Origin of the sequence: Bernardetia sp., assembly GCF_020630935.1 — a bacterium.
Classification (GTDB): domain Bacteria; phylum Bacteroidota; class Bacteroidia; order Cytophagales; family Bernardetiaceae; genus Bernardetia.
Window position 1 is genome coordinate 26,997 of record NZ_JAHDIG010000045.1, and the last position, 13,531, is coordinate 40,527.

Genomic DNA, 13,531 nt, shown 5'->3' on the forward strand with positions numbered 1-13,531 from the left:
GAATTACCAAATTAGAAATTACGAATGAAATTAGCCTTTGTATCATTTTTTTGATGCAAAGGCTTTTTTGTATATTTACCTAGTAAAACGCATAGAAAAACTATTTATCAAATGGCTACTAATTCTGTCAAAGAACATAAACTACCTACTAAGGAAGAACTTATAGAAAGAATCAATCAGATAGATAATCCGTCTGAACTGTTGCGCTTACGTGTTTTTTTTGATAATGAGGAAATAAATGAAGAAGAAACACAAGAGGGGGTAGATGAGTATAGCAAAATGATTGATGAAATATTGTCTATCTACAAACAGAAGGATGAGCCTCTTTTGGTGCGTCAAGAACTGCCATCTATCAGCAAGTTACAACAATTTGAAAATCGTTTTGCTCCTATAATGTTTTGGTTCAGTATTTTGATGTTGATGCTGATGGGCTTTATCATTATGTTTAGTTTTTCTCCACAGTCTCGTGCATTGGTTACGCCTTTTGTGTTGTGGCAATCTACACTCATATATGGAATTTTGATGACTATTCCACTAGCCGAGTTAATCTATGTCATCTACTTAAAAAATAAAGAAGGATTAAAAGTTTCTAATGCCCAGCTTATTTTTCGTGCTGTGGCTATTCCCCTAATGCCTTTGCGAATGGGTGCAAGGCGTTTGTCAGATAGTGAATGGCTTTGGATTCCGTTTTGGAAGTGGAGTAAGTGTAATGATATACTTTTAGAAGAGCTAAAAAGAAAGTTTAGTATGCCCATGATTGGTATTGCCCTTCTTATTATTCCTATTTTATTTATAGACTTAAATAAAACAGTAGGCGAACAGGTGGCTGCTCGTGTGCCAGATATTAGTCTGTATTTGGAAGCTGTTCAGGCATTTATTTGGGTGGCTTTTACGTTTGAATTTATCCTTATGTTTTCTGTTACGAAAGACAAGCTAGACTATTGTAAAGCGAATTGGATAGATTTATTTATTATTTTACTTCCTTTGGTTTCTTTCCTAAGAACTTTTAGAGCTATTCAAGGCTTGGCAAGAGTAAACCAAGTAGCGAGAGCATACCGTTTTAAAGGAGTAATTACGAAAGTTAGAGAGGCTTTAGTTTTGGCTGATATGGTACAGCGAATTATGTATCCTAACCCAGAAACACAACTTAGAGCTTTGCAGAAAAAAATTCAGAAAAACAGACGAGAAAAGCTACACCTAGAAAAACAAGTGGAAATGGCTGTCAGAAGAATCAAAAAACGCAGGGAAAAACGAGAACTCAAAAAGAAAGAAAAAGCACAGAGGGAAGTAAACAAGCGAAAAAATAATGCTTAAATTTTCACACTAAAAAGTCTTATTTCTGTTAGGTAGAGATAAGACTTTTGTTTAAATGGTAGTTGCGTCTCAAGAATTGATTGCTTCTAAAATAGTGTCTTTGTACTGAATATCAAGATTATGAAACTCTCCATCTGGGTATTTTCTTGCTAATTCTGCTCGTCCAGCTTTTACGGCAAGGGCAAACCAAGTGATGGCAGGAAGAAGTTTACGATGTTTTTTTAAGCCATATTTTTTAGACATTTCTGTTTTCCATTCTGTAAAATACCACTCCATAGAAGGTTGATGAAAGGCTTTTAAAGCTCTTTTGTCGAATACGAAGTTTTCTGGACGATGTTTGGCTACATGAGCTGAAATAGCATTGAAAAGAATTTTAAAATCCTCTTCTGGCATATATTCGTGTATTGCCTCACAGACCATAGTGTTTGATTTTGGAATCCAATAAAGGTTGGCAATTTCGTTTTGTTGTAGAACTTCTACTTCAAAAGGAAGTTCTAAATATTCATTTTTTTTAGATTGTGCAGCTTGCATAATTGATAAAAAATTGGAATGAGAAAAATAATTAGTTTAAAAAAATGATACTTTTTAATAAAATATCTAGTAGCATATCTGTTTTTTTATAGATATTGTTTAATTTTTTTTTAAAATATATCTACTTACTGAAAAATAAATCAACAAAATAGTCATTGTGTTGAAATAATTAACCTTACAAGTAAAACAAAAGTATCCTTCTTACAGACTCTTCCGTATAATAGATTAAACAACGTACAGACTGTTTTTCAAAAACTCATTAAAGTTTTGTATTTTAGAGTTTTAGTAAAAACTACACTTCAAACTAATCACTATTTATTTTATCTTTTCACACTTAAATCTCAAAGAAATTATGAACATTATGAAAGTCGTTAAGGTGGCTGTTTTGGTAGTCGTGGCTATTGTAGCTCTCAAAATTGTAGGTGCATTGCTAGTAGGTGCACTATCTACACTATTTACCTTTGCTGTAATTATTGGAGGAGTTTATCTTCTTTACAGTATTTTTAAGTCTTAGATGGACATGAAAACTTTGTAAAAAAGTATTCCAAACATCTTCGAATTGTTAAAAACCTTATGAGTTAGTCTTATAAGGTTTTTTTGTTGTATTTTTATAAAAAAAATACAAATACCTCATCCACTAAAATTATCTTTAAGAAAATTACATAACTGTATAAAATTTTGACAACTCTATCCTACCTTCATCACTTCAAAAAAGGCACTCATTTTTTAATATTGCTACTGTTTTTCGCTGTCTTATTCCTATCTACTAGCTATTCTGCTTATGCAACCCATATTGTAGGAGGCGAACTTGAATTTACCCACATTCAAGGAAATAGGTATCGTATCGGAATGGTAAAATATTTTGATGCTGTAAATGGAAATCCAGGGGCGATTGGAGAAACTGCTAAAATAGGTGTTTTTTCTAAACGGGATGATAGACAGTTGCTTTTCTTAGAAATTCCTCGTATTTCTGATGAGCCAGTTCCTTATACAGACCCAGACTGTGCTATCGGAACACTACTTGTGCGTCGTATTTATTATGCACAAGAAATAACCCTAGACCGTTCTCGTTTCAATGAGCAAGAAGGCTACTATATGGTTTGGGAGCGTTGTTGTAGAAATAATATTATCAGTAATATTATAGCTCCTGAAAATGCTGGACTAACCATGTATTTAGAATTTCCTGCTTTAGTAGATAGAAATGGCAATCCTTTTATCAACTCTGCGCCTCAAATATTTCCTCCACTTAGTGATTATGTGTGTGTCAATCAGCCTTTTTTCTTCGACTTTAGTGGTGCAGACCCAGATGGCGATGAACTTCGTTATCGTCTTACTGTTCCTATCAATGGAAATAGTACTTTTGATGACCCTCGTATAGACCCTCGTCCTGGACCTTATTCACTTGTGGAATTTGTGCCTGGAATAACACTTAATAATATGGTGCCAGGCAGTGTGCCTCTTAGTATAGACCAAGATGGAATTATTTCATTAACAGCTTCCCAAACAGGTCTTTATGTATTTGCTATTGCCGTAGATGAGTTTCGAAATGGAGTCAAAATAGGAGAGGTGCGACGAGATTATCAACTTTTAGTAATTGATTGTCCGACAGCTACAAAACCTAATTTGGCATTTCAAGCCAATGCAGAACCTAACCGTTATGTAGAAGGAACAACTATTATCCTTGACCCAAATGAAGATAGATGTGGAAATCTTTTGGTTACAGATTCTGACCCAAATACTGTTATTTCTGCACGAGTAAAACCTATTAATTTTACAGATGGAAGTGGAATTTTACTAGAAAATGGAGGAAATATTAGCGGTGCTGGCGATGAGCTTTCTTTAGGTGTTTGTTTTCCAAAATGTCCATTAAATATTAATGACCCAACCGAGCCATATATTATGGATTTTATTGTGGCAGATAATAGCTGTGCTGTGCCACTTTTAGATACGATTCGTGTTAATGTTTTGATAAGAAATCCTCCAAATGACCCTCCAACTTTTGTAACAGATGCTACTTTTGATGCTGCAACAAATTGTTATATCAAAGAAGTAGTAGTAGGTAATCAACTTGTTATCAATACAACAGCAGATGACCCTAATGGAGATTCGCTTCAAGTAAATATAAATGGTTTGCCAGCAGGAGCTTCTTATACAGGACAAACACAAGGACAACCTGTTTTGAACGGACAGCTAACATGGACACCTGATTGTAACGTACTTGCTCCAAATCAGACAGAGCAAACCTTTGATGTAAGTTTTACTACAACCGACCAACGAAATTGTGATAATCCTTCTCAAGTAGAAACTTGTTTGAAAATCAAAGTTTTGAAAGATACTACACAAAATCGTGCGCCAGATATAACTACTAACCTAACCTTTGACCCAACTACAAATCAATATGTTTATGATAGTGTTTTTGTAGGTGAGGTTATTGATTTTAATACACTTGCTACTGACCCAGATGGCGATAGTTTGAGCGTAGAATTTGTTCCTCAAAATTTTAATGCTAGTGGAAGAAATATTTCTTATTCTCCTTTGCAGGGAATTGGAAGTATAAATTCTAATTTTTCTTGGCAGACAAGTTGTGAAGATTTGAATGACCCACGTAGCGCACAGACTTTTGTAATGAATTTTAATGTAACTGACTATGATGCGTGTGGAGATGCTAGTCTGACAGACCAAATACAAGTGCGTGTAGTGCTTTTACCACGTCCAAATATTCGTCCTACTATTCGTGCTTCTTTAGTGTACGATTCGGCTCGTATGACATATTATGATACGCTTACTTTGGGAGAACCTTATCGTTTTACGCTTACAGGAGACGATGCTAACGGAGATAGTATCTTGATTACAGGAAATGGAGTAGGATTTAATTTTGCTGAATTTCAAATGCAGTTTACTGAAGTAAGTGGACGACCTGTTCAAACAACAGATTTTGTTTGGAATACTAGCTGTGAGCAAACTAACATTCCTATTGGAGAACCAATAAATTTGAAATTTCAAGTAACAGATTTTAATGAGTGTGAAAGTTCATTGGATGAAGAGATTGATGTACAACTGATTGTACTTCCTCCAGACCCAAACAACACAGCTCCAGAAGCTAAACCAGAAATTACTACTTTCAACGACCTTGAACAGGTTTTTGTAGATACTGTTTTTGTTGGTGATGCTATTTCTTTTGATGTTTTAGGGCTAGATGCACAGCGAGATAGTGTACTTTTGTATGCAGAAGGTGTTGGTTTTGACCTTTCAGATTTTAACATGACTTTCCCACAAGTGAATGACTTTGCTCCAGTAGAAAGTACGTTTGATTGGCAAACCTTGTGTGAATATTTGGGTGAAGAACCAGTAGCTAATCCACAAAGAGAGTTTTTGATAGACTTTATTATCAGAGATTTTAATGAGTGTCAAGAATCTTTAGAAGACACAACTAGAGTAAAATTGGTTTTATTATATGAGCGAAATCCGAACCGTGCGCCAGAAATATCGGCTAATCTAACCTTTGATGCTGCACAAGATTTGTATATCCGTCCAGTGCGTGTAGATGAGTTTGTTCGTTTCAATGTAACAGGAGAAGATGCAGATAACAGTGTTCTTTCTTTAGAAGGAAGGGGCGTAGATTTCAATTTTACTGATTTGAATATGAACTTTGAAGATGTTTTTGGTACACCAACTCTAACAAGTGAGTTTACATGGCAGCCTTTGTGTTCAGATCTTGGTTTTCAGAATGCTGATACGTCGTATATTGCTGAATTTATAGTAACTGACATTGCCAACTGTGATATTATTTATACAGATACTATAAGAGTTCGTTTTGACCTTACTGTCGACTCACAGAATACACCTCCTAGCTTAGAGCTTCAAAATACTGATTCTATCTCTATAACAAATCCAGATGAATATGTTGTTCGTATAGGTGTAGGACAAGAAGTTATTATTCCTACGCTTGCCAATGATGTAGATGGCGACAAATTAGCCTTATCTGCTCGTGGTGTAGGATTTAATTTATCAGACTTGGGGATGCAATATGAAAATAAACAGGGTTTCCCAGTTCTTGAAAGCGATTTTTCTTGGACTCCAGAATGTGATATTTTAGAAGGTGAGTTTAGTAAAGAATTTAAAGTCATCTTTACTGCTTCTGATACTACTCGTTGTGGTTTGCGTGCTTCTACTCCAAAAATACTTACTATTATTGTAGAAGATGAAACTGTCAATCTTGATTTTACACCAGCTAATGTCTTTACACCAAACGGAGATGGAAAAAATGATACTTTCTACATTCCAAATCTTCCACAGGATGATTGTAACGACCAGTTTCAAGGCGTTGAGATTTATAACCGTTGGGGACAGCTTCTCTTTGAAAGCACCGACCGTAATTTTGAGTGGGATGGAGGTAATGCCATTTCAGGACAATATTATTTCCTTATCAAATACAGAAACAAAACGTATAAAAACTGGCTGACTATTTTGAGAGATTAGTAAAACTCTATTCTTATTAAAAAGACAAAACCGTATTCTGAAAAGAGTACGGTTTTTTTAGGTGTCAAATGAATAATTTATTTCATCTTGTATTTTTTGTAAAATTTCTTTTTTACTTCCATATGAGGTAATAGTTTTTCACTTGTTAAATCTTGATAAACAGCTAAACTATCTTGGTCTTTTTCTATTATCCAATGTTTTTGAGGAGGGTTATTCCATATAAAGTTTACTCCCATAGAAGGATGACAACTTAATGAGGTGTTTTGGTCAATTTCTAAATTGCTTATAAAGTCTTTATCATCAATTCTCTTAACTAAAAAATCAATATTTAATTTGTGTTGAAAGTCATAAACATCTAAAGAATCGTATTGCACTTTATTTAGGGCTTTCAGTATGATTTCTTTGTTTTTATTATGAACCTTTAAAGTATCTTTTTTTAAAACGATATAATTAGTAAATTCATTTTTTATGAATTCTAACATACTATTTTTGTCTTCATCATCCGTTGCTGGAAATAGAGTATCATTTCTTATTTCGTAAGGAAAATTCATTGGCTCTATACCACCTCCGAAAATATTAACATAATTACTGTCTATATTTATAGAGGTAATTTTTGTGTAACATTCACAAGGTAAGTCATTTTCAAGCATTCTAAATAACTGTGATTGATATAATTTTTATAGATACTTTTTACAGCAGTTTTTTCATTTGAATTGCTTGATGAACACCCAAAAAGGGCAAAACAAAATAGTAGTAGAAGTAATGTATATTTTCTCATTTATATTAAATTTTCGGTACTGCCCTATCGGGCTGACCTTTATTAAAGATAGGTCAGTCTCGTCAGAGCAGACCGAAAAAAAGAAGAAACTGAATTATCTCCCTTCCAAATAATCTCTCAAATATTCAAAATCTTCTCCGAGGTCTTTATTTTTGGCAACAGTTGCTCTTTTTATTCTATATCCATCCGTAAAGTTATGTTCTTTTAGATAATGAGGATTGTCTTCAAAAAGTAGATAAGGCAAAACTTGGTCTATAAGTTCTCTACCAAAATCTCTGGAAGCATCTCTAGGAAGCTCACAAGGTAAATTATCCACTGCCATAACGGTTACATTTGCTTCGTCAGAAAAAGGTTTTTCCTCGCTTTCTGTTTTGGTATTGTAATCATAAAATGGCTCTGCTATCGTTGAAGGACGTTTTGTAGAAGGAATAGAGCCTTCAATATCGCAAGTAATATCTGCAATAACTTTTACTTTGAAATCATCTTGTTTCATTTCGTCTTTGGTAAACAAAACAGGCGATTTCGGATTCCAGTAGGCAGCAGCAATAAGCAAATCAGTTTCTTTTGTGAAATCTGAAAAATGACTTTCATAATTTGCTGCATTATTATAAAAATCCTTTAAATCAAACTCTTTGTTTTCTTTTGTTTTGCCTTTCTTAAAATGATAATCTTTTGAGCGAAGGCGAGTAAAGACAGCTTCATCAAATGTTTTGTTCAAATACTCTTCTGGACTGACTTCTTTTATTTTCATTCCTTCCAAAACTTCTACCGAACCTTTGGCTACTCTTCCCCCTCCCGTAACGGCAATTTTGATAGCTGGCAATTTGACTTTTTCAAACTCGCTCCACATTTCTTCCATATCAAAACATTCGTTGGCTGGCTTCAAATCAAACAAGCCAAAACGCTTTCCATACGTCAAAATACCATTATATGCTCCTACAATTCCTGCATAACGTCCAAAGGCAATCACTCGCTGCCCTGCTGCATTGGTCAAGACTTCGTAGTCTATTAGACGAATATTTTTTTCAATGATTTTTTCTAATAAATCTCTATTATACGGTTGCTTTTTGATGGTATGAGAGAAAAATAAATAGGTTTTATCAGAGATAAGTTGTGGCTTTGGAACTTCTTTTACACCTAATAAAATATTTGCTTCGCTTATATCTTCTGTAATTCTACACCCTGCTTCCTTGTATTCTTCTTCTGAAAAACAACGAATTGGACTCGGCTGCACTAAAATTTCAAAATCTTTATCTGTTTGTCTGTATTTATCTAAAACTTCTTGGCATTGTGTAGGAGTAAGAGCGACACGACGGTCGGGTGGCGTTTTGCCTTCTCTGATAAGGGCAATTTTTTGCATATAAAATCTGTATTTTGTGTGCTTGATTTATTTTTGCTGCAAATTACGAAAATGTCAATAATATAGCATTCAAAAAGACTTTTTTACTTTTGTAGTATCTCAATAGCTCATTATCATCTATACAACTTTATACTCATAAATGAAAATTAAATATGCCTTTTTACTATTGTTATTTATAGTTTTTTCGTGCAATGCAAAATCTGAAAAGAAATCTAATGAGCAACAAGAGAAACAAAATTTGATTGTGGAAACTCCAACCATAACTAAGAAAGATATTGCTAAAGAAACTCCTGTTGAAACCAATAATAAGACAAAAATCATAAACGAACCTTTAGAAAATTTCACAAAAGTTGATACAGTATTTTTTGAAATCAACAATACAGATTCTTCTTATTTAGGTAGAAGTCAAATGGGAGACAACGGTTGGGGATATGCCAATGTAATCAATGATTCTATCATATTTGCTTATGATGATTACTATTTCAATATGAAATTACTGAATGTCAATACTGGTCAAATAGACACTGTTGTGTATCACGACATTGATTTTAACTTTCAGAGTTTTGAAGCTATCAGAGGAGAAGTTTTTAGGCAAACACATAAAAATTTGTATAGATTTGATAGCAATCTCAATCTAAAAGATTCTATTTCAGTTAGTGAAAGTGTATCTACTAATTATGCTCAATACGATTTTGTAGAGGATTTTCATAGTAGCCCAAAGGGAATAAATATTGATTACCCTAAGGGATTTACAAAGAAAAGTATCAAAAAATCTGACCTCACAGAAAAACCTTATTTAAAGCGAATAAATGATTCTACGTTACAATATGGAGCAGTTTTCTACAAAGTAAAACTACTACCAAAAAATCAAACCTTTATTTTCCATTACAAAGACAAAATATATTCTGTTTATGATATAGAAGGAAAACATATATTACTGATTCATTATTATGATAGTCCTTTGAAAGGCTATTGAACAAGTGAAACAACATGCTTATCGTTCCTTGTCATTTAAAAGATAGAGGTTTATCGCTCCTATGGGTTCTGTAATTTTGAAATTCCTGTCATCTATTTGTACTAAAACTAATAGTTTTTTTCCGTGAGCAAACTTTCGCCTACCTTGAAAGGCGAAGATATCCAAAAGCATTGTTATACTCCACTCATCTAAATAATTTAAGTGCCTAAAAACTATTACTGTACCATTTTGATGGACTTCATAATCGTATAAGCAATCGTTGAGAGCATCGAAATTTTTACCATAATAATCTGGAAAGTTTAGCTTCTGTTGTAGGTCATAATGTAGTTCTGTCTTGTTTGATAGAAAGTTTCCTTCAAATTCTATTATCTCATAACTTTTGTCTTCCAGTAACTTAATATCATAATCTAATACGCTTTCTTTGTGATACAACCTCACGAAACCATTTCCTATTATACTCAAATCGACATTTTTATCTCTTAGTTGTTGTCTTTTTTTAGCTTTATCTTCGTGGTCTGCCATTGTAGAAAATTAAGAATTACGTAATCTTATTTAACGTAAAATATGAAATATTTCTTATTTTGTTTTACTCATCCTCCAAAGTCTTCAAAAAACTTATAACATCTTTAATTTCCTGTTCTGAAAGATTCAAAGGCTTGACTGGTAGAGTCTGATATTTTAAATCAATTCCGATGCCTGCTCCACCACCACGGTTATAAAAGTCCATCACTTCTTCTAGTGTCTGATATACGCCATTGTGCATATAAGGAGCAGTTTTGGAGATATTTCGAAGTGTTGGAGTTTTGAAAAAGTGCTTTTTTTCTTCTGTTTGAAAAACATTGTATCTACCCAAATCTGTATCTATTTTAGCATTTATAGTATCGTTTTGAGTAGGAACACCAAGCAGTTCTATTTCAGATTCTTTGAAAGAAGTTGGAACAGTTCCGTTGAAAAGCGGTGCAAAATGACACGTCGCACAGGCTGCCTTTCCCATAAAAAGATTGAAGCCATTGATTTCATTTTGGGTAAATGTATTTTCTATTCCCCTCATATTTTTGTCTAACTTGGAAGAAAATGGCGACAAACTTCGGATATAATCTGCCATTGCTGTACGGATATTTTGCTCTGTTAGGCTATCTGGATAAAGTTCTGCAAAGGTTTTGACGTATTCCGAGTTTTCTCTGACAGCAGAAAGCATAATCTCAGCATTGGTATGAAATTCTGTTTCATTATTGATAACTGATACAATTTGTCCTTCTAAGCTGCCTGCTCGGTTGTCGTGAAAAAATCCTTTTTGAAGTGCTGCATACGTTAGGGTTGGACTGTTTCTTTTTTGTCCTTCTGAAATTTTCTTTCCATCTGTAAAAGCTAAATCTTGGCTATGGCAAGTGGCACAGCTCATTTTTTTGTTTCTAGAAAGGTTTGTATCATTAAAAAGCTGTTTTCCCAAAACGACTTTGTCTTTCGAAATCTGTCCTAATTTTTGGTCAGAAAAGAAGTTGAGGTTAAAAGTAGAATCAGAAAAAAGTGAAGTCGCATCATTTTGAATGGCAAGCTCTAGTGGAAAATCTACATTCCAGTCTTTTACTGTTTTGTTCCAAAGTTGAATTTGTTTTTCTGTATGATTTTTAATGAATGAATATCTATCAAAATATTCAAAATTGGTGGTTTCATTTTCTGTAAGGAACTGACTGCTTTTTTGTAGCGCATTTTTCCAATCTTGATAAAGCTGTTGGTTTTTAAATTCCTTTTCAAAGAGCGTTAAATAGTTTTCTAATTCTTGATAGACAATTTTATTATCCTCCAATGAAAGACCAGAAGGAGAATCGAAGCCTGTAATTCCTGTCAAAGCTACTCTAAAAATGGCATCTCTGAAAAGCCATAAAAAATGATAGTTTTTATAGACAGAAAGGTCAGTGTTGTTAGAAATAAGTCGTAAGCGTTGAAGCGTTTTGTCTGCCGTTTTTTGAATGTCCTTTATAGTTTCTTGTTCTATCTCTTCTAAAAACAAAAGTTCTTCCAAGACTTGAAATCCAAAAGGTTCAATGATTTTTATATTGGTTGCATCTTCTTCCTCTACTTTTAAGATATTTGGAGCATTTAAGGTCTTATAATTTTCCCCATCTACGAAAGCCAAAATAGATTCTATCTTCTTAAAACTCCTTCTCGCCTCTTTATAATGATTTTGGCTTTTCTGAATGTGAATTTTGTTATACGCTGTGTCTTTATCAATGAGATTGAGAGCTGTTTTGCTAGCCTCTAGGTTGTTGATACAGTTTTCTATGTGGGAAAGATAAATATTTTCAATTTCTTGAAATGGTGTTGTGATTTCTTTAGAAATAGCTTGTTTGGTTTCTTTATTTGAAGAATTACAGGCTACAAGTAAAACAATAGACAAAAAAGTAAGGAGGAGAGCAAAGTGTTTCATTTTTATTTGTTATAATCACCCACGAGATATAAAAACATTTACATACATACAAAGTGTAAGGAAAAGGCATGCCTTTTCCTTACATGTACTACACATAGAAAAAAAATTATCTTCCTAAACCATTGACAATAAATAACATACTGCCTTCTTTTGTACTTGCTCCCAAATCTGAAACAGCATTAGGGTCTGTGAATGGTACTCCATCTTCTTTTACCCATCCGTGATTTTGAGTAATTACTAAGAATGTTTCATCAATTCCGATAATATCAGAAACATCAATCATTCCAGTGATTTCCCACATATCGTCTGTTGCTCCGTAACCTTGTGTTGCTGCTGTGGTTTGGTTACATTCAAGAACAGTTTTCAATGCTCCAGTTCTCAAATCGTATTGATACAAACGTGCAAAGTGGTCTTTGTCTGGCGTGTCAGGATAACCGTTAGGGTCTTCTTGGATATAAGCGTAGTTTTCTGTAACTAAAATATTGTCTGGACTGTGGAATGCTTTTGCTTTTCCATCTAGCTTGTCGCCATCCAAAACACACGTAATTTTTCCTGCTTTGGTTGGGTCTTCTGGGTTCATCTCTAACTTATAAACACGACCATAAAATGTTCCTTTTCCTACCAAACCATCTTTTTTACGTCCTGTAACACAGAAATAAACTTCTCTGTTGTTGGCAGCCGAACCTCTTCGCCAGTCAATGTCTTCTACTCTTGAGAATCCCATTGCACCTTTTTGTTTTGCTTCTGCATCCAATAAATCGATTTGTGTTTCATTCATTTCTACAAATTCCATATCATAAGAAACTCCTTCTTGCATATCCATTTCGTAATTGATACCAGCAGAAGTAACTTTCAAAGTGTACAACTTTCCACCATCTAAATCGCCCCTATTGCCTACATACATTCCAAGCTGCCCAGAAGGAATGGCGTTGTCTGAATGGTCGTCTCCGATAAAAACAACGGTTTGGTTAGGATAAGCCTCTTTTCCTATCGGAACAGCATTTTCTGTCGACCATTGTCCCATTGCAGTAAGCATACGAGCCGAAGAAGCCGATGTAGCACTTTTGAAAGGGTCAGTAGCAAAAACACCTTTTGAAGCTCCACCCCATTCTCCACCAGAAAGGTACAAAGGACCAAAACCGTGTTCTTCAGGCGTGATAAGCGTACCCGAACACTGTGCCGTAGCAGCTGTAGCTTGTGCGTTGAGGATATACTCGCCCTTTACAGGTTTGAAGGTTTTGTCAAAAGTAATTCTGGCGATAGAATAATCTGCTTCAATATTGTTGATGAGCGTATAAGTACCGTCTGCATTTCTTAAAAGACCAGCACCATCAGCCATTGAGCCATATACAAATTCTGGACTTTCGCTTAGTTTGTCTTCCGAAGTAAGTAAAGGATAAACTTTTACAGAAGAAAACTCCGAAGTGAGTTTCAAGAAAGAAGGCGTAATAGAATGAGCGACCAATTCTGCTTCTGTTGTGATAACATCTGGCGTATTTTCGTCATCTTTACAAGAAGAGACAAGGCTAGTTGCAGCCAACGCTAAGGTAAATAAGGTAATTTTTGAAGGTTTCATTTTGAATGATTTTGAATAGTAAATTTTTAATGCTGAACTTGTTTAAGAATGGTTTTCTAGCGCAAGATTCCATCTTGTGCTTACCGTTT

Annotated in this window: 10 protein-coding genes; 4 read left to right on the top strand and 6 right to left on the bottom strand. The window is 34.2% G+C overall.

Features of this window, described 5'->3' with window-relative positions; all coding sequences use genetic code 11:
- Nucleotides 1-111: 111 nt before the first annotated feature.
- On the top strand, nt 112-1,314 hold the full coding sequence (locus QZ659_RS13140; protein ID WP_291726284.1) for a hypothetical protein: 1,203 nt from the start codon (nt 112-114) through the stop codon (nt 1,312-1,314).
- A gap of 69 nt (nt 1,315-1,383) precedes the next feature.
- Here the strand turns inward: QZ659_RS13140 and QZ659_RS13145 are convergent, their stop codons facing one another.
- A complete protein-coding gene (locus tag QZ659_RS13145; RefSeq protein ID WP_291726285.1) occupies nt 1,384-1,845 on the bottom strand; it encodes a hypothetical protein in 462 nt (153 codons plus the stop codon).
- 352 nt (nt 1,846-2,197) lie between these two features.
- Between QZ659_RS13145 and QZ659_RS13150 the strand changes: the two genes are divergently transcribed.
- Both QZ659_RS13150 and QZ659_RS13155 read left to right on the top strand, forming a co-directional pair.
- Nucleotides 2,198-2,359: a hypothetical protein gene (locus tag QZ659_RS13150; RefSeq protein ID WP_291726286.1), complete on the top strand. Its 162-nt coding sequence runs from the start codon at nt 2,198-2,200 to the stop codon at nt 2,357-2,359.
- Between the two features lie 164 nt (nt 2,360-2,523).
- Entirely contained in the window at nt 2,524-6,324 is a 3,801-nt protein-coding gene (locus tag QZ659_RS13155; RefSeq protein ID WP_291726287.1) for a gliding motility-associated C-terminal domain-containing protein, read from the top strand.
- Nucleotides 6,325-6,401: 77 nt separating this feature from the next.
- Here the strand turns inward: QZ659_RS13155 and QZ659_RS13160 are convergent, their stop codons facing one another.
- Nucleotides 6,402-6,974 carry a hypothetical protein gene (locus QZ659_RS13160; protein WP_291726288.1) on the bottom strand — a complete coding sequence of 191 codons (573 nt, stop codon included), beginning with the start codon at nt 6,972-6,974 and terminating at the stop codon, nt 6,402-6,404.
- A gap of 222 nt (nt 6,975-7,196) precedes the next feature.
- Nucleotides 7,197-8,462, bottom strand: coding sequence for an NAD(P)-dependent oxidoreductase (locus QZ659_RS13165; RefSeq protein WP_291726289.1), 1,266 nt, complete (start codon nt 8,460-8,462; stop codon nt 7,197-7,199).
- Between the two features lie 139 nt (nt 8,463-8,601).
- Between QZ659_RS13165 and QZ659_RS13170 the strand changes: the two genes are divergently transcribed.
- The gene (locus tag QZ659_RS13170) at nt 8,602-9,438 is read left to right on the top strand and encodes a hypothetical protein (RefSeq protein WP_291726290.1); all 837 of its coding nucleotides are present in this window, start codon (nt 8,602-8,604) and stop codon (nt 9,436-9,438) included.
- Between the two features lie 18 nt (nt 9,439-9,456).
- Here QZ659_RS13170 and QZ659_RS13175 read toward each other — a convergent pair whose 3' ends face one another.
- The 3 genes from QZ659_RS13175 to QZ659_RS13185 all read right to left on the bottom strand — a co-directional run bounded on the left by QZ659_RS13175 (nt 9,457) and on the right by QZ659_RS13185 (nt 13,442).
- A complete protein-coding gene (locus tag QZ659_RS13175; protein WP_291726291.1) occupies nt 9,457-9,960 on the bottom strand; it encodes a barstar family protein in 504 nt (167 codons plus the stop codon).
- A gap of 64 nt (nt 9,961-10,024) precedes the next feature.
- A complete protein-coding gene (locus tag QZ659_RS13180; protein WP_291726292.1) occupies nt 10,025-11,866 on the bottom strand; it encodes a cytochrome-c peroxidase in 1,842 nt (613 codons plus the stop codon).
- 106 nt (nt 11,867-11,972) lie between these two features.
- Nucleotides 11,973-13,442, bottom strand: a complete 1,470-nt coding sequence (locus tag QZ659_RS13185; RefSeq protein WP_291726293.1) for an alkaline phosphatase PhoX — start codon at nt 13,440-13,442, stop codon at nt 11,973-11,975.
- Nucleotides 13,443-13,531 lie beyond the last annotated feature (89 nt).